This is a genomic window from Nocardioides sp. Leaf307 (genome assembly GCF_001423135.1).
GTDB classification, from domain to species: Bacteria; Actinomycetota; Actinomycetes; order Propionibacteriales; family Nocardioidaceae; genus Nocardioides; species Nocardioides kribbensis.
The window spans coordinates 491,890-508,846 of record NZ_LMNY01000003.1 but is presented as its reverse complement, the minus strand read 5'-3'; the positions used below and the strand labels follow the sequence as shown (position 1 = coordinate 508,846).

The window sequence follows — 16,957 nt, the reverse complement described above, 5'->3', positions numbered from 1 at the left end:
GGCCCGGCCGACGCGCCGCCATCCCCCGGACGCGACAGCGCCCCGGACCTGGCGGCCCGGGGCGCTGCGTGCTGTGCGGTGTGGTGCTCGACTAGCCGGTCGTCACTCGGTCTCGCCGGTGGCCCGCGGGACGTCGCGCGGGCCCTCCTCGTCGGAGGGACCCTCGCCGAGGGCGTCGCCGACCTCGACCCCGGCGGTCTCGAACGGCGGCAGGTCGGGCAGGGCCGCGACCTTCTGGCCCTGGAAGGTGAAGGTCGCGCCAGGGCCCTCGCCCTCGACGTCGACCAGCACGATCTGGCCCGGGCCGACCTCGCCGAAGAGCATCTTCTCGGCCAGGACGTCCTCGATCTCGCGCTGCACCGTGCGGCGCAGCGGCCGCGCACCCAGCACCGGGTCGAAGCCCCGCTCGGCCAGCAGGTTCTTGGCCGACTGGGTGAGCTCGAGCTGCATGTCGCGGTCGCGGAGGCGGACCTCCACGGCGGCGACCATGTTGTCGACCATGTGCACGATCTGCTCGCGCGACAGGGGCGGGAAGACGATGATCTCGTCGACACGGTTGAGGAACTCGGGGCGGAAGTGCTGCTTGAGCTCCTCCGAGACCTTGCTCTTCATGCGCTCGTAGGAGCCCGCCGCGTCGCCGCTCTGGTTGAAGCCCAGGTGCACCGACTTGGCGATGTCTCGCGTGCCGAGGTTGGTCGTCATGATGATGACGGTGTTCTTGAAGTCGACGACCCGACCCTGGGAGTCGGTGAGCCGGCCCTCCTCCAGGATCTGCAGCAGGCTGTTGAAGATGTCGGGGTGGGCCTTCTCCACCTCGTCGAACAGCACCACCGAGAACGGCTTGCGCCGCACCTTCTCGGTCAGCTGGCCGCCCTCCTCGTAGCCGACGTAGCCGGGAGGCGAGCCGAAGAGCCGCGAGACGGTGTGCTTCTCGCTGAACTCCGACATGTCGAGCTGGATGAGCGCATCCTCGTCACCGAAGAGGAACTCCGCCAGCGTCTTGGACAGCCACGTCTTGCCGACGCCCGAGGGCCCGGCGAAGATGAACGACCCGCCGGGACGCTTGGGGTCCTTGAGCCCGGCACGGGTGCGGCGGATCGCCCGGCTGAGCGCCTTGACGGCCTCGTCCTGGCCGATGACCCGCTTGTGGAGCTCGTCCTCCATCTTGAGCAGACGCGAGGACTCCTCCTCCGAGAGCTTCACGATCGGGATGCCGGTGGCGACGGCGAGGACCTCGGCGATCAGCTCCTCGTCGACCTCGGCGACCTCGTCCATGTCGCCGGCGCGCCAGGCCTTCTCGCGCTCGGACTTCTTGAGGATCAGCTGCTTCTCCTCGTCGCGCAGGCGCGCGGCGGCCTCGAAGTCCTGACCGTCGATCGCGGCCTCCTTGCGCTGACGGACCTCGCCGATCTTGTCGTCGAACTCGCGCAGCTCGGCGGGCGCCGTCATGCGACGGATGCGCAGGCGCGAGCCCGCCTCGTCGATGAGGTCGATCGCCTTGTCGGGCAGGAAGCGGTCGGAGATGTAGCGGTCGGCCAGCGTCGCCGCGGAGACCAGGGCCTCGTCGGTGATGGTGACACGGTGGTGCGCCTCGTAGCGGTCGCGCAGGCCCTTGAGCATCTCGATCGTGTGGGCGATCGAGGGCTCCGCGACCTGGATCGGCTGGAAGCGGCGCTCGAGCGCGGCGTCCTTCTCCAGGTGCTTGCGGTACTCGTCGAGCGTGGTGGCACCGATGGTCTGGAGCTCACCGCGGGCCAGCATCGGCTTGAGGATGCTGGCGGCGTCGATGGCGCCCTCGGCCGCGCCGGCCCCGACGAGGGTGTGGATCTCGTCGATGAAGAGCACGATGTCGCCGCGGGTGCGGATCTCCTTGAGCACCTTCTTCAGGCGCTCCTCGAAGTCACCGCGGTAGCGCGAGCCGGCGACGAGCGCACCCAGGTCGAGGGTGTAGATCTGCTTGTCCTTGAGCGTCTCGGGCACGTCGCCCTTGACGATGTCCTGGGCCAGGCCCTCGACGACGGTGGTCTTGCCGACGCCGGGCTCGCCGATGAGGACGGGGTTGTTCTTCGTGCGGCGCGAGAGGATCTGCATGACCCGCTCGATCTCCTGGGAGCGGCCGATGACGGGGTCGAGCTTGCCGTCGCGGGCGTCCTGGGTGAGGTTGCGGCCGAACTGGTCGAGGACCAGCGAGGACGACGGGGCCTCGCCGCTGGCGCCGGTGGCGGCCGCGGCGGACTGCGAGGACTCCTTGCCCTGGAAGCCCGACAGCAGCTGGATGACCTGCTGGCGCACGCGGTTGAGGTCGGCGCCGAGCTTCTGCAGCACCTGGGCGGCCACGCCCTCGCCCTCGCGGATCAGCCCGAGCAGGATGTGCTCGGTGCCGATGTAGGAGTGGCCGAGCTGCAGCGCCTCGCGCAGGGACAGCTCGAGCACCTTCTTGGCGCGCGGGGTGAAGGGGATGTGGCCGGACGGGGCCTGCTGGCCCTGGCCGATGATCTCCTCGACCTGGGCACGGACGGCCTCGAGCGAGATGTCGAGGCTCTCCAGCGCCTTGGCCGCGACGCCTTCTCCCTCGTGGATGAGACCGAGCAGGATGTGCTCGGTCCCGATGTAGTTGTGGGAGAGCATGCGGGCCTCTTCCTGGGCCAGCACGACCACCCGGCGGGCTCGGTCTGTGAACCGCTCGAACATGCGCATCGCTCCTCGTGCAGGTGGGGTGCCGTCCGCTCCTGGGTGGAGGGAGGGTACGGAGTGTCCAACCCCGCTGACAGCCTACGCGTTCCCCCTCAGCGCAGAAGGTGCGTCCGCTGAGAGCGAACACGCCCGGTCCGCCGCCCGTGCGGACGGCGGACCGGGCGTGTCGGCCGGCGTGTCGGTCGGTGTGTCAGTTGGCGGCGTCGAAGGCCTCGCGCACCTCGGCCGAGACGCGGCCGCGGTCGGGCACCTCGTAGCCGTTGGAGCGGGCCCACTCGCGGATCTCCTTGGCGCTGGGGCCCCCGTCGGCCGAGCCGGCCGAGCCGTTGGTCGCGGCGCCGGCGGAGGCCTTGCGGCCGCGGCGGGCCGAGCCCGACACCTTGCGCGCGTGCCCGACGTAGGGCGCCAGGGCCTCGCGCAGCTCCGTGGCGTGCTCGTCGGTGAGGTCGATCTCGTAGGTCGTGCCGTCGAGACCGAAGGTCACCGTCTCGCTGGCCTCGCTGCCGTCGAGGTCGTCCTCGAGGACGATGTGGATCTTCTGCGCCATTGCTCTGCGACCTCCGTGAATTCGACGCCGAAGCGTCGTCGAATTTGAATTCGTGCGAGATCGATGATGCCAGAGTGGCGACGCCGACAAACAATTGTCACGGGTAAAGGATTCGCGCCGCTTTTTGCCGAAGCGCTTGCGGCGACTAATGAATGCGACGACGTCGGCTAAATGGTCCCGCGACGACCACGGGGACGATCAGCGATTACGCGCGTGCACCAGGGCCAGGCCCCGCAGGGTGAGCCACGGGTCGTGGTGGGTGAAACAGGAGCATTCGGCCAGGACGAGGTCGGAGAGATATCCGGTCGCCACGACGGTGACCGCGTCGGTCTCGGCGCCGAGCTCGGAGATCATGCGGCTCACGATTCCCTCGACGCTGGCCGCGACCCCGAAGAGCATGCCCGACTGCAGCGCCTCGACGGTGTTCTTGGCGATCACCGAGCGGGGCCTGAGCAATTCGACGGTGCGCAGCTGGGCGCCGCGACGCCCGAGTGCCTCGAGCGATATCTCGATGCCGGGCGAGATGGCGCCGCCGACGTACTGCCCGCGGGCACTGACCACGTCGAAGGTCGTGGCCGTGCCGCCGAAGTCGACGACGATGGCGGGGCCGCCGTGGAGGGTGGCGGCGGCCAGGGCGTTGACGATGCGGTCGGAGCCGACCTCGCGCGGGTTGTCGGTGAGCACCGGCAAGCCGGTGCGGACCCCGGGCTCCACGACGACGTGGGGCACGTCGGGGAAGTGCCGGGCGAGCATGTCGCGCCACTCGTGCAGCACCGTCGGCACGGTGGCGCAGACCGCGACGCCGGAGACGGCGTCGGCGGCAGGGCCGCCGGGAGCGCCGGCCAGGAGGCCGCGCAGCAGCACCGCCCATTCGTCGGCGGTGCGGCGGGCGTCGGTGCCGACGCGCCAGTCGGCCAGGACCTGCCCGGGGGCGCCGGGCTCGACCGCCGGGTCGAGCAGCCCCAGGACAGTGTGGCTGTTGCCGATGTCGGCGCACAGCAGGCTCACGGCTCAGACGTCCCGGAGGTCGAGCCCGAGGTCGAAGACCGTGACCGAGTGGGTCAGCGCGCCGGAGGAGATGAAGTCGACGCCGGTCTCGGCCACCGCGCGGGCGCGAGCGAGGGTCAGCCCACCGGAGGCCTCGAGGGTGGCGCGGCCGGCGGTGAGCCGGACGGCCTCGGCCATCGTGGCGTCGTCCATGTTGTCGAGCAGGATCTCGCGGCAGCCGGCCTCCAGCAGCTCGCGCAGCTGGTCGAGGTCGGTGACCTCGACCTCGACGCGCAGGTCGGGGTGCGCCTCGCGCACGGCGCGGTAGGCCGGCACGACGCCGCCGGCCGCCACCACGTGGTTGTCCTTGACCATCGCCATGTCGGTGAGCGACATGCGGTGGTTGACCCCGCCGCCGCAGCGCACGGCGTACTTCTGCAGGGCGCGGTAGGTCGGCAGCGTCTTGCGGGTGTCGAGCACGCGGGCGCGGGTGCCCTCGAGGGCGTCGACCCACGCCGCGGTGGCGGTGGCGACGCCGGAGAGGTGGCTGGCGTAGTTGAGCGCCGTTCGCTCGGCGGTGAGCAGGCCGCGGGTCGGGCCGGCCACGCTCATCACGACGTCGCCGGGGGCGACCCGGGTGCCGTCGGGCACCTGACGGGTGACCTCGACGGCGTCGCCGAGGACGAGGCGGAAGACCAGCTCGGCGATGCCGAGGCCGGCGACCACGCCGGCGTGGCGTGCCCCGAAGTCGCCCTCGCCGCGGGCCTCGGCGGGGATGGTGGCCATCGACGTGACGTCGCCCGCGGCCACGCCGCCGGGCAGGTCCTCGGCCAGCGCCGCGACGACGGCGTCGTGCACCGCACGCGGGTCGAGACCCGCCTCGGCCAGCTCGGCGAGGAGCGGCCCCGGCAGCTCGTCGTACGGCGTGAGGCCCGGGAGGGTGCCGGGTCGGGTCGCGGTCTCGTGGCTGCTCATCGCGGTCCTCCGGTGGTCACGGGTGCGGGGGTGGGACCCGCCGCGGGGTCGGTGGCGGGGGCCGGCACGTGGAGGAGGGCGAGCGCGCCCTCGCGCAGGGTGGCGTCGACGTGGCCGGCCCAGCGGGCGTCGTCCCGCTCGGGGAAGTCCTCGCGCCAGTGGGAGCCGCGGGTCTCCTCGCGCAGCAGCGCCGCCCCGGCCAGCGCCGTGCTGAGGGTGACCAGGTTGGTGGTCTCCCAGGCCGCGACGTCGACGACGGTCGCCGGCTCGGCGGCCAGGGCGGCCACCTCCTCGGCGGCGGCGGTGAGGCCGGCGGCGCTGCGCAGCACCCCGGCACGGGCGGTCATCGTCTCCTGCAGGCGGGGCCGCACGGCGGCGTCGACCAGGCCGGGGGCGCGGCCGTCGTCGGCGGGGTCGAGCGGCTCGCTCCAGCCGCGCAGCTCACCGGGCAGCACCGAGGCGATGCGGCGGGAGAAGACGAGGCCCTCGAGCAGGGAGTTGGAGGCCAGGCGGTTGGCGCCGTGCACCCCGGAGCAGGCGACCTCGCCGGTGGCGTAGAGGCCCGGCACGTCGGTGCGGCCCCACAGGTCGGTGGCGACGCCGCCCGAGGCGTAGTGGCAGGCCGGGGCGACCGGGATCAGGTCGGTGACGGGGTCGACGCCGTGGGAGCGCGCGGTGGCCAGGATGGTCGGGAAGCGGCGCTCCCAGAAGCGCGCCACCGCGGCCGGGTCGTCGGGGTCCTCGCCGAGGTGGCGGGCGTCGAGCCACATGTGGGCGCGGCCGGTCTCGTGCATGCGGCGCGTGATCGCCTTGGCCACGACGTCGCGCGGGGCGAGGTCGGCCAGCTCGTGCACGCCGCGCATGAAGGCCGTGCCGCCGTCCTCGGGAGGGCCGTCGACGAGCACGGCGCCCTCGCCGCGCACGGCCTCGGAGATGAGCGGCTGCTGGCCCAGCGAGTGCGGGCCGAGGTACATGACGGTGGGGTGGAACTGCACGAACTCCAGGTCGCGCAGCCGCGCCCCGGCGCGCAGGGCCAGGGCGGTGCCGTCGCCGGTGGAGACCGCCGGGTTGGTGGTCTGGGAGAAGACCTGGCCCAGGCCGCCGCTGGCCAGCACCACCGCGCGGCAGCGCACGGCGCCGACGCCGTCGCGCTGCCCCTCGCCCATCACGTGCAGCGTGACGCCCGCGACGCCGCCGCTGCCGACGGGCCCGTCGAGCAGCAGGTCGACGGCCAGGGCGTGCTCGACCACCTCGATCTCCGGGGCCCGCGCGACCGCGGCGATCAGCGCCCGCTGGATCTCCGCGCCGGTCGCGTCGCCGCCCGCGTGGGCGATGCGGTCGCGGTGGTGGCCGCCCTCGCGGGTCAGCGACAGCTCGCCGTCGGGGGCGTGGTCGAACTGCGCGCCCAGCGCGATCAGCTCGCGCACGGCCTCCGGTCCCTCGGTCACCAGCGCGCGCACGGCCTCGGCGTCGCAGGCGCCCGCCCCGGCGACCAGGGTGTCGATCTCGTGCTCGGCGGGGGTGTCGCCCGGGCCGAGGGCGGCGGCGATGCCGCCCTGGGCCCACTGCGTGGAGCCCGCGGCGAGCACGTCCTTGGTGACGACCAGGACCTTCTCCACCCGGTCCTTGAGCCGCAGCGCGGCGGTCAGGCCCGCGATGCCGGAGCCGATGACCACCACGTCGGCCCGCGTCGTCCACCCCGGGGCGGGGGCGGCGAGGCGGCCGGGCAGACCACCGGGCAGACCACCGGGCTGAGCACCGGGCTGGGCGCCGGGTCGGGCTCCGGGCTGGGCTGCGGGTCGGGCGGGCGCGTCGGGCATCGTCGAAGGCTAGCGCCCGGCCACGGTGTCGCCGCGGACCAGACCGGAGCCCGCGACGGCCTCGGCCGGGTCGAAGCCCGTGGCCAGGATCTTGTTGTCGGCGTCGACGAAGACCACGTGGGGCCGGTGGGTGCGGGCCTCGGCGGTCTCCATCTGGCCGTAGGCGATGAGGATGACCAGGTCGCCGGGGTGCACGAGCCGGGCCGCGGCACCGTTGATGCCGAGCACGCCCGAGCCGCGCTCACCGGCGATGGTGTAGGTCTCCAGGCGCGCGCCGTTGGTGATGTCGACGATGTGGACCAGCTCGCCGGGCAGCAGGTCGGCGGCGTCGAGGAGGTCCTCGTCGACGGTGACCGAGCCGACGTAGTGCAGGTCGGCCTGCGTCACGGTCGCGCGGTGGATCTTGCTGGTCATCATGGTGCGCAGCATCAGGAGGCTCCTGCGGTCTGGTGGCCCGGGCCGGTCGGCCCGAGGGCGAGGGGGAGGTTGTCGATGAGGCGGGTGGTGCCGACGCGGGCGGCGACCAGCACGCGGGCGGGGGCGCCCGGCTCCGGCCGCGCGGGCGGGTCGGCCAGGTCGGGGTCGGTGAGCACGAGGTAGTCCAGGTCGAGGCCGGGCTCGGCGTCGACCTCGGCGCGGGCGGCGGCCAGGGCGGCGGGGGCCGCCTGCGCCGGGTCGGTCGACGCCGCCGCGCCCTGCGCGGCCCGCAGGGCGCGGCTCAGGGCGAGGGCGGCGCGCCTGTGGTCGGGCTCGAGGAAGCGGTTGCGGCTGGAGAGGGCCAGGCCGTCGTCGTCGCGCCGGGTCGGGGCGCCGACCACGTCCACGCCGAGACACAGGTCAGCCACCATCCGGCGTACGAGCGTGAGCTGCTGGTAGTCCTTCTCGCCGAAGACGGCGACGTCGGGACGCACCAGGCCGAGCAGCTTGGCCACGACGGTGAGCACGCCGCGGAAGTGGCCCGGACGGGTCCGGCCCTCGAGCACCGAGCCCAGCGGGCCGGGCTCGACCGTCACCTGCGGCTCGCGGACCTGCGGCCAGCCGGGGTACATCTCCTCGGCCGACGGGGCGAAGACGACGTCGACGCCCTCGCGGGCGCAGACCTCGAGGTCGGCCTCGAGCGTGCGGGGGTAGCGGTCGAGGTCCTCACCCGGCGCGAATTGCAGCGGGTTGACGAAGACCGAGGCGACCACCGCCCCCCGGGCCCCGGCGTGCTCGCGCGCGAGCCGGGCCAGGCTGGCGTGGCCCTCGTGCAGCGCGCCCATGGTCGGCACGAACGCCACCGGCTCCCCCGCCGCCCGCACCCCGGCGAGCGCCGCGGCGAGCTCCGCGCGGTCGCGGGCCAGGACGGGCCTGGTCGGAGGACCGGGCCGGGCGCTGGTCGCGGTGCTGGTGCCGGTGCTGGTCGCGGTGGTGGTCGCGGTGGTGGTCGCGGTGCTGGTCGCGGTGGTGCCGGTCGTCGTGCCGGGCGTGGTCACCGGGGGTCCCCGGCGCGGTGGCGGCGCGGAGCCGGCTCGGCGTGCGGCGCCCCGGCGAGGGCCGCGTCGAGCGCGCGGGTGATCTTCACGGCCCGCAGCGGCAGCAGGCGACCGTCGGCCACCGCGCGGTCGAGGGTGGCGCGCGCCATCGCGACGTACGACGGGAGCGTGTGGGCGGCGTTGGCGGCGAGGTCCTCGAGGTGGGCCTGCACCGTGCCGACGTCGCCGCGCACGATCGGGCCGGTGAGCGCGGCGTCGCCCCGGTCGAGGGCGTTGTCGAGCGCCGCGGTGAGCAGCGGGCGCAGCGTGCCGGCGGGGTCGTCGGCGCCGGCCGCGGCCAGCATCTCCATGGCCTCGCTGACCAGCGTGACCAGGTGGTTGGCGCCGTGGGCCAGGCCCGCGTGGTAGAGCGTGCGCATCTCCTCGGGCACGCTCATCAGCCGCCCGCCCAGACCGGCGGCGAGGCGCTCGGCCATCGCGCGCTCGGCCGGCGCGGCGGTCACGCCGAGAACGCAGCCGGAGAGCCGCTCGAGGTCGACGGCGGTGCCGGTGAAGGTCATCGCGGGGTGCAGCGCGAGGACGCGGGCGCCGACCCGCTCGGCGGGGGCGAGCACCGCGAGCCCGTGGCGCCCGGAGGTGTGCACGACGTGCTGGCCCGGGCGCAGGGCGCCGCTGGCGGCCAGCATGGAGACGACGTTGTCGAGCATGTCGTCGGGCACCGTGAGCAGCAGGACGTCGCAGGCGCGGGCGACCGCGGTGGGCTTGGCGCCGGCGACGCCGGGCAGCAGCGTGGCGATGCGCTCGAGCGAGGCGGGCGACTCCCCCGCGGCGGCGGCGACCTCGTGGCCGGCGGAGCGCAGCCGCGCGGCGAGCACGGCACCGACCCGGCCGGCGCCGACGACGCCGATGCGGAGGGGGGCGGCGCCGGGCGCGGCGAGGTGCCGACCCGCCGGGGTGACCGGGGTGGGGTCGGGACCGGGGGCAGGGCTGTGCGCGGGTGGGACCATGACCGTGACCTTTCGTTTCAGTCCCTCCGACCACCTCCGTCGCCGCGCTGCCGGTCGTGCTGGCTGCGGGTCGGGAGGCCGGGGTGGGTACCGAACGGTGAGCTCGTCAGATGCACCACGAATCTACGCCGACCGCCCCCGCGGGGTAAGGCGATCGGGTGTGACCTGGCCGACAGGCCGGTCGCTGCTGAGAGGGCGCGGGAGTGGCCGGGCGCGGGTCTCAGCCGACCTGGAGCGGGCGCGGCGCGCGCGGCAGCCAGGTCTGCGTGACGTGGTCGACGATGTGGACGCCCTCGGGAGCGGTGATCTCGTGCACCCCGTCGGGCACGACGCCCTGGCGCAGCGACTGGAAGACCGCCCACTCGCGACGCTTGCGCTTGTTGCGGAAGCTGGTGGCGAAGGACTCGGGGTCGGTCCAGTGGGCGAACTCGTCGGAGTCGAGGAACTTCAGCTCCACGCACAGCCCGTGGGGCAGCCCGATCGAGCGGCACTGCTCCGGGGTCGAGCGGATCTCCCACTCGAAGGCCTTGGTGAAGACGAAGTCGGGACCCACGGGGTAGCCCCACTCCTCGGCGTTGCGCAGGCCGAGGTCGAGGTAGCCGTGGGAGTCGCTGTCGAGGTAGAGCCCGTGGCGCGGCACGCGGATGATCGACTGCACGTCGCCGACCTGCCACGCGAGGTCGCCGAGCGAGACCTCGCCCTCGGTGGTGAGGACCATGTCGCCGTCCCACTTCCAGGAGTAGCGCGTGGCGACCTGGGCGAAGCACCAGTTGTAGAAGTACGACAGCGAGTGCACCGAGAGCTCGTGGGTGGCGAGGTGCTCGGCGCCGGCGCGCGCGACCGCAAAGGGGTAGGTCGCCTGGCGCAGCCGGTGACCCAGCCCGGCCCGCTCGGCGGTCGCGGCGGCCACCTCCGGGGATCCGTCGGTCGACCCGTTGTCGACCACGAGCACCTCGTCGCAGGCGCGCAGCAGCGGCGGGAGCACGAAGGGCAGGGCGCGGGCCTCGTCCTTGACGCGCAGCACGGCGGTGGAGCCGGCCCGCAGGCCGCCGGGGCGGTGCCAGGGCCAGGTGATGTCGAAGTCGGCGTGGCCCTCGAGGTTGCGCAGGCCGTCGGGGTGGCGGATGGCGTTCACGGCGGGGCCCTCAGCGCTCGCGGCCGGCGGCCTTGCGCAGCCCGCGGCGCACCGGGGCCGGCACCATCGCCCGCAGGCCGTGGGGCACCCGGTCGGCGGCGCGCACCGGGGCGTCGGGGGAGGGCGCGTCGGCCGGCTTCGGGCCGCCGGGGCCGCCCTGGCCGCCGGGGCCGGTCTGGCCGCCACCGGGGCCGCGACCGCCCTGGCGCATCCGGTGCTCCGTGGCGACGACCGAGGAGCGGCTGATCGCCTCGGCCTCGGCGTACAGGTCGGTGTAGCCCTGGCGCAGCTGGTCGAGGGCCTCGTGCACGGCCGGCTGGTCGCCGCCGGGCTCGGCGAGCTTGTTGAGCTCCGACCAGGTCTCGGCGGTGAGCTCGTGCAGGCGCGGGGGCAGGGCGAGGTCGTCGAGGGTCTGGGTGACGCGGCGCAGGCCGGGGTCGACGAAGCGGTGGCCGTCGCGGATCTGCTCGCTGGTGGCGTGCAGGACGTGCTGGAGCTGCAGCTGCTCGCCCACGCGCATCGTCTCGCGGGTCCAGTCGTCGAGCAGGTCGGAGTAGCGCACGAAGACGCGACCGCCGTCGGCGACGGACTCGCGGGTGGCGCGCTCGGTGTGGAGCAGCATGTTGAGCCAGGAGCTGGCCAGGTGGGCCGAGCCGAGCCGGTTGGCGTAGTACTTCTGCTTGCTCCCGACCACCTCCGCGGGCGGGCGGAGCATGGTGGCGAAGACCGGGGTGGCGCCGCTGCGGATCGCCGCGACCCGCCACAGCGACAGGAACCAGCTCAGCCGGGGGTCCTTGACGACGAGCTCGCTGGCCACCTCGAAGTGCGACTCCAGCCACTGGGCGGTGCGGATCCGCTCGGGCTCGCGGGTGGAGATGCGGCCGGTCTCGAACCACGCGTCGGGTCGCGAGTCGCTGACCTGCACGACCGCCTCGCGCAGCAGGCGGGTGTGGTGCTCGACGGCCCAGGCCGGCTCACCGAAGCCCTTGGGGTTGGTCTCGTCGGGCACGACCTCCGGCTTGGGCACGTGCAGGCCCAGGATCTGCATCAGGCCGGCCATCGTGCTCGTGCCGCTGCGGCCCGCGCCCGCGACGAAGAGCACCTTGCGCGGGTGGTCGGCGGGGTCCGGGGTGGGCGGCACGGTGGCGTCAGGCAGGGCGGTCACGGGAGGGGAGCCTACTGCCGATCGGGCCCGCCACTACGGTGGGCGCGTGAGGCTGCGCCGACGCGATCCCCGACGCGGGCCTGCGGACGGTCCCGCAGACGGTCCGGCAGACCGTCCGGCCGAGGGCCCGGCCGACGGTCCCGTGATCAGCGTGGTCGTGCCCGTGCACGACGTCGCCGCCTACCTGCCCGCCTGCCTCGACAGCATCCTGGCCCAGAGCCACCGCGCGCTCGAGGTGGTCGTCGTCGACGACGGCTCCACCGACGGGTCGGGCGCCGTCGCCGACGCCTACGCCGAGCAGGACGCCCGCGTGCGCGTCGTGCACCAGGCCAACCAGGGCCTCGGCGCCGCCCGCAACGCCGGCCTGGCCCACGCCACCGGCCCGCTGCTGGCCTTCGCCGACTCCGACGACGTCGTGCCGCCGGACGCCTACGCCACCATGCTCGAGGCCCTGAGGCGCGACGACAGCGACCTGGTCACCGGCTCGGTGGCGCGCTGGGAGGACGGCCGGCTCACCGAGCCGCCCTGGATGCGCCGGCTGCACCGCGAGCGCCGCGCCCTGGGGATCGCGGAGCTGCCCGAGCTGATGGGCGACGTCTTCGCCTGGAACAAGCTCTGGTCACGGGCCTTCTGGGACACCGCGGGCCTCACCTGGCCCGAGGGCGTGCGCTACGAGGACCAGCCCACGCTGACCCGGGCCTACCTGGCCGCGCGGCGCATCAGCGTGCTGCCCGAGGTGGTCTACCACTGGCGCATCCGCACCGACGGCAGCTCCATCACCCAGCAGCGCTCCTCGCTGGCCGACCTCACCGACCGCTGGTCGACCAAGCGCGACTCGCTGCGCAGCGTGGAGCAGTGGGCGGCCGACGCCCCGGCCGCGACGGGGGGCGAGGTGGTCGACGTCATGCGCGACCGCGTGCTGGCCGGCGACCTGCACCGCTACTTCACCGAGATCCCCGGCTGCGACGACGCGTGGTGGGAGCTGCTGCGCTCCGGCGTGCTCTCGCTGTGGGGGGCGGGTGCCCCCGGCGGCCGCGGGCCCACGTCGCTGACCGCCTCCGGCCTGCCGCCGGTGCACCGGCTGACCGGGTGGCTCGTGGAGCAGGGCCGGCGCGAGGACGCCGCGGCGGTCATGGCGTGGATGGCCGAGCACCCCGGCCCCGCCCCCCGCACCTCCGGCCCCGACGGGGCGCGGCTCGCGCTGCCCGTCCTCGACCCCGCCTCCCTCGACCCCGCCGCCGTCGCCCTGCGGGCGCACGAGGTCTGAGGCGGTCGGCGCGGCGGCGGGTTTCACCGGCCGGCTGGCGAGACCCGCACCGGTCGGCCCACGCACGGGCCGACCAGTGCGGGTCCGGGCCGACAGGTGCCGCGGGCGGCGGGGCGTACGGCGTGCCGCGGGTTTCACCGGCTGACTGGTGAAACCCGCACCTGTCGGCCGACGCACGGGCCGACAGGTGCGGGTCTGGGCCGACAGGTGCCGCGGGCGGCGGGGTCGGACGGCCCGGGTGGTGCTGGTGGGACCGGTGGTGCCTCAGGGGGCGTGCGTCAGAGCAGGCCCTCGGACTGCAGGAAGTCGAGGGCGACGTCCTCGGTCTGCTCGCGGTCGACCGAGATCCGGCCGTTGAGCTCGGTGAGCTTCTCGGTGGTCAGCGCGGCCATGAGCGGGTTGAGCACGTCGGCGACGCCCGGGTTGGCGTCGAGGAACTCGTCGGAGACGGCCGGCACGAGGTTCTGGGCGGGCTGGATCTCCTGGTCGTCCTCGAGCACGACGAGCCCGAGGGACTCCAGCGTGCCGTCGGTGGTGCTGGTCTCGCCGAGCTCCGACTCGCCGTCGAGGACCGACTGGTAGGTCTGGTCGCTGGCGTAGCCCAGGGGCAGCACCTCGGTGACGTCGATGCCGTACTCGTCGACCAGGCCGCCCTCGCAGTCGAGGCGTCCCTCGCAGTCGGGGGCCGCGGCCAGCACGACCGACTCGCCCTCGAGGTCGGAGAGCTCGTCGACGTCGTTCTCCTCGGCGTAGTCCTGGGTCACGAAGAACGCGTTGGTGTCGGTGGCGGGCGACACGTCGAGCAGGGTGATGCCGGCGGCCTCGAGCAGGTCGGCGCCGTCGGCCTTCAGCTCCTCGCCGTCACCGGTCTCGAAGGGCTCGGCGTCGTCGCCGTTCTCCCGGGCGTTGAGGGCGTTGACGATGCCGCCGACGTACTCCGGGACGACGTCGACGTCACCGGGGAAGGTGCCGAGGTAGGCGTCGCGGGCGTCGACGAGGTTGACGGTGGGCTCGTAGCCCGCGTCGGCGAGCAGCTGCTCGTACATCGAGGCGACCAGGGCCGCCTCGGGGAAGTTCTGGCTCGCGATGGTGACGGGGCCGCCACCGGCGGCGGGCTCGGAGCCCGTGGACTCCGAGGGGGACGACGACGAGGAGGCGTCGTCGGAGGCCGTGTCGTCGAGCTCGTCGCCGGCACAGGCGCTCGCGGCCAGCAGGGTGCCGGCGGAGAGCACCGCGGCCAGGGAACGTCGCAGCTTCATGGGGTGCACCTTCTGTGTCCCGCGGGCGGCGCCCGCGCGTGTCCGGTCGGCGGGCGGACCCGCGTCAGGGGCCGACGGCGTCGGCTAGGACGAGACTGTAGGCGCCGCGACCGACGCCGGGGCTCCCCCGGACCGGCGAGGCCGACCCGTGGGACGCGCACCCGGCGACCCGGGAGGGGTGGTGAGGCGCTGCGCGAGGGCGGCGACCAGCTCGAGCAGCAGCGCGACCACGGCCACGACGACCGCGCCGGCGATGCCCTGGCCGTACTGGTTGCGCACGAAGCCGTCGGTGATGACCCGGCCCAGCCCGGGCCCGGCCACGAGCGCGGCGATGGTGGCGGTGGCCCACACCTGCACCAGGGCCAGGCGCAGCCCGGAGACCACCAGCGGCGTGGCCAGGGGCAGCTCGACGCGGCGGAACTTCTGCAGCCCCGTCATGCCCATGCCGTCGGCGGCCTGGCGCACGTCGGCGGGCACCTCGCGCACGGCGACGTAGGCGTTGGTGATGATCGGGGGCAGGGCGAAGAGGGTCAGCGCGACCAGCGTCGCGAGGCCGGCGCGGCCGTAGGGCCCCGCCTCGCGCACCCCGGGGAACCAGCCCTGGGTCCAGCCCCAGGCGTCGGCGGTGACGAGGAGCGCGAGGAGGGCGAAGGTCGGCACGGCCCGACCGATGTTGGAGATGTTGATCGCCAGGAAGCCGCCCCGGCCCAGGTGGCCCAGCCACAGCGCCACGGGGAGCCCGAGGGCGGCGGCCAGCCCGAGGGCGGTGACGGTGAGGAGCAGCTGCTGGAGCAGCAGCTCGAGCATGCCGCCGTCGCCGGTCCAGCTCGCGGCGGTCGTGAGGTAGGCCCACGCGTCCTGGAGCACCCTCATGCCCGCACCCCCCGGGTCCAGGGCGTCAGCACCCGCTGGGTCGCCACGAGCAGCACGTCGAGGACGATCGCGAGCACGACGCACAGCACCGCCGCGGTGAGCAGCTCGGCGCGGAAGTCGGTCAGCACGCCGTCCTTGATGAGGTTGCCCAGGCCGCCGTAGGAGACCAGGGAGCCGACCGTGGTGAGCGCGACCGTGGAGACGGTGGCCACGCGCAGCCCGGCCATGACGACCGGCAGCGCCAGCGGCAGCTCCACGCGCAGCAGCAGGCGGCCCGGGCCGTAGCCCAGGCCGGTGGCCGACTCGCGGACCTCGTCGGGCACCGAGCGCAGCCCCTCGAGGAAGGCGCGCACGAGGATGGTGAGGGCGTAGAGCGCCAGCCCGATGACCACCGTCGTGGGCGACAGACCCGTGAAGGGCACCAGCAGCGGGAGCAGGGCCAGCGACGGCACGGTGTAGATGCCGGTCGAGACCGCGAGGATGGTCGACTCCAGCCGGGGCAGGCGGCGGGCGAGCACGGCCAGCGGGAAGGAGATCAGCAGGCCCGCCAGCACGGCGGCCACGGTGATCCACACGTGCTCCACGGTGGCGTCGACGATCTCGGACTGCCGGTCGGTGACGTACTGCCAGCAGAACCACTCGTTGGTCAGACGGCTGTAGCAGGACGGCCCGGCGTCGGCGGTCGGCACGGCCAGCGCCGCGGCCTGCACGAGTAGGGTCACCGCATGGAACCTACCGGCTCCCCCGCGAGCCAGCCGATGATCCGGCTCTCGGGCGTGGGCAAGACCTACCCCGACGGCACCGTGGCGGTCCACGAGCTCGACCTCGAGGTCGGACGCGGCGAGCTGGTCTGCCTGGTCGGCCCGTCGGGCTGCGGCAAGTCGACGACGCTGAAGATGGTCAACCGGCTCATCGAGCCGACCACCGGGCGCATCGAGATCGACGGCGCCGACGTCACGGGGGTCGACCCCGTCGAGCTGCGCCGCGGCATCGGCTACGTCATCCAGCAGGTGGGCCTCTTCCCGCACCAGCGCATCGTCACCAACGTGATGACCGTGCCGCTGCTCTACGGCGAGTCCAAGGCGACCGCCCGCCGCCGCGCCGAGGAGCTCATGGACCTCGTCGGGCTCGACCCGTCGACCTACGGCGACCGCTACCCCCACCAGCTCTCGGGCGGTCAGCGCCAGCGCGTGGGCGTGGCCCGCGCGCTGGCCGCCGACCCGCCGGTGCTGCTCATGGACGAGCCCTTCGGCGCCGTCGACCCGGTGGTGCGGGTCAGGCTCCAGGACGAGTTCCTGCGACTGCAGCGGGACCTGGGCAAGACCGTCGTGCTGGTCACCCACGACATCGACGAGGCCGTGCGCATGGGCGACCGGGTCGCGGTCTTCGCCACCGGCGGCCGCCTGGCGCAGTACGCCACCCCCGCGGAGCTGCTGGGCCGCCCCGCCGACGACTTCGTGGCCGACTTCGTGGGCTCGACCCGCGGGCTGCGCCGGCTCACCGTCACCCCGATCGACCCCGCCCACCTCGAGCCCCTCGACGGGGTCAGCGCCGGTCAGCTGGGCGCGGCGGTCGACGTCGGCGCCACCCTGGAGGAGGCGCTGGCCGTGCTGCTGCGCGACGACAAGGGCATGGTCGGGGTCAAGGACGGTGCGCGCTTCGTCGGCGTGCTCACGCCCAACGGCGTGCACCGCGCCCTGCGCGCCTCGCTGGGCTGAGGCACACTCCGTCCCCGCGGACGGGGCCCTCGCGG

The 16,957-nt window shown here is 74.3% G+C and carries 15 protein-coding genes; 2 read left to right on the top strand and 13 right to left on the bottom strand.

Annotation, left to right across the window (positions count from 1 at the left end; translation table 11 throughout):
- Positions 1-102 precede the first annotated feature (102 nt).
- The 10 genes from ASF50_RS17190 to ASF50_RS17145 form a co-directional block, all read right to left on the bottom strand.
- On the bottom strand, positions 103-2,691 hold the full coding sequence (locus ASF50_RS17190; protein WP_056864871.1) for an ATP-dependent Clp protease ATP-binding subunit: 2,589 nt from the start codon (positions 2,689-2,691) through the stop codon (positions 103-105).
- A 193-nt stretch (positions 2,692-2,884) separates the two neighbouring features.
- Positions 2,885-3,241: a histone-like nucleoid-structuring protein Lsr2 gene (locus tag ASF50_RS17185; RefSeq protein WP_056905294.1), complete on the bottom strand. Its 357-nt coding sequence runs from the start codon at positions 3,239-3,241 to the stop codon at positions 2,885-2,887.
- Between the two features lie 198 nt (positions 3,242-3,439).
- Positions 3,440-4,249: a type III pantothenate kinase gene (locus tag ASF50_RS17180; RefSeq protein ID WP_082503331.1), complete on the bottom strand. Its 810-nt coding sequence runs from the start codon at positions 4,247-4,249 to the stop codon at positions 3,440-3,442.
- A 3-nt stretch (positions 4,250-4,252) separates the two neighbouring features.
- On the bottom strand, positions 4,253-5,203 hold the full coding sequence (gene nadC, locus ASF50_RS17175; protein WP_056905293.1) for a carboxylating nicotinate-nucleotide diphosphorylase: 951 nt from the start codon (positions 5,201-5,203) through the stop codon (positions 4,253-4,255).
- Positions 5,200-7,023, bottom strand: a complete 1,824-nt coding sequence (locus ASF50_RS17170; RefSeq protein ID WP_082503330.1) for an L-aspartate oxidase — start codon at positions 7,021-7,023, stop codon at positions 5,200-5,202. The genes nadC and ASF50_RS17170 overlap by 4 nt, the downstream gene beginning before the upstream one ends.
- 9 nt (positions 7,024-7,032) lie before the next feature.
- The gene (panD, locus tag ASF50_RS17165) at positions 7,033-7,452 is read right to left on the bottom strand and encodes an aspartate 1-decarboxylase (RefSeq protein WP_056864874.1); all 420 of its coding nucleotides are present in this window, start codon (positions 7,450-7,452) and stop codon (positions 7,033-7,035) included.
- Entirely contained in the window at positions 7,452-8,498 is a 1,047-nt protein-coding gene (panC, locus tag ASF50_RS17160; protein ID WP_056905292.1) for a pantoate--beta-alanine ligase, read from the bottom strand. Before panC ends, panD begins: the two co-directional genes overlap by 1 nt.
- Positions 8,495-9,505 (bottom strand): Rossmann-like and DUF2520 domain-containing protein, encoded by a 1,011-nt coding sequence (locus tag ASF50_RS17155; protein WP_082503329.1) that lies wholly within the window; start codon positions 9,503-9,505, stop codon positions 8,495-8,497. Before ASF50_RS17155 ends, panC begins: the two co-directional genes overlap by 4 nt.
- Before the next feature lie 220 nt (positions 9,506-9,725).
- Positions 9,726-10,640 carry a hypothetical protein gene (locus ASF50_RS17150; RefSeq protein ID WP_056905291.1) on the bottom strand — a complete coding sequence of 305 codons (915 nt, stop codon included), beginning with the start codon at positions 10,638-10,640 and terminating at the stop codon, positions 9,726-9,728.
- Between the two features lie 10 nt (positions 10,641-10,650).
- Complete coding sequence (locus ASF50_RS17145; protein WP_056905290.1) at positions 10,651-11,805, bottom strand: sulfotransferase family protein; 1,155 nt, start codon at positions 11,803-11,805, stop codon at positions 10,651-10,653.
- A 142-nt stretch (positions 11,806-11,947) separates the two neighbouring features.
- On the opposite strand from ASF50_RS17145, the gene ASF50_RS17140 reads away from it, so the two are divergent.
- On the top strand, positions 11,948-13,072 hold the full coding sequence (locus tag ASF50_RS17140) for a glycosyltransferase family 2 protein (RefSeq protein ID WP_056905289.1): 1,125 nt from the start codon (positions 11,948-11,950) through the stop codon (positions 13,070-13,072).
- A gap of 278 nt (positions 13,073-13,350) precedes the next feature.
- On the opposite strand, the gene ASF50_RS17135 is transcribed toward ASF50_RS17140, so the two are convergent.
- The 3 genes from ASF50_RS17135 to ASF50_RS17125 form a co-directional block, all read right to left on the bottom strand.
- Complete coding sequence (locus ASF50_RS17135) at positions 13,351-14,331, bottom strand: ABC transporter substrate-binding protein (protein WP_056864879.1); 981 nt, start codon at positions 14,329-14,331, stop codon at positions 13,351-13,353.
- Positions 14,332-14,415: 84 nt separating this feature from the next.
- Positions 14,416-15,204, bottom strand: coding sequence for an ABC transporter permease (locus tag ASF50_RS17130; protein WP_082500385.1), 789 nt, complete (start codon positions 15,202-15,204; stop codon positions 14,416-14,418).
- Positions 15,201-15,926 carry an ABC transporter permease gene (locus tag ASF50_RS17125; protein ID WP_082503328.1) on the bottom strand — a complete coding sequence of 242 codons (726 nt, stop codon included), beginning with the start codon at positions 15,924-15,926 and terminating at the stop codon, positions 15,201-15,203. The genes ASF50_RS17130 and ASF50_RS17125 overlap by 4 nt, the downstream gene beginning before the upstream one ends.
- A 3-nt stretch (positions 15,927-15,929) precedes the next feature.
- Between ASF50_RS17125 and ASF50_RS17120 the strand changes: the two genes are divergently transcribed.
- Entirely contained in the window at positions 15,930-16,922 is a 993-nt protein-coding gene (locus ASF50_RS17120) for an ABC transporter ATP-binding protein (protein ID WP_200919156.1), read from the top strand.
- Positions 16,923-16,957 lie beyond the last annotated feature (35 nt).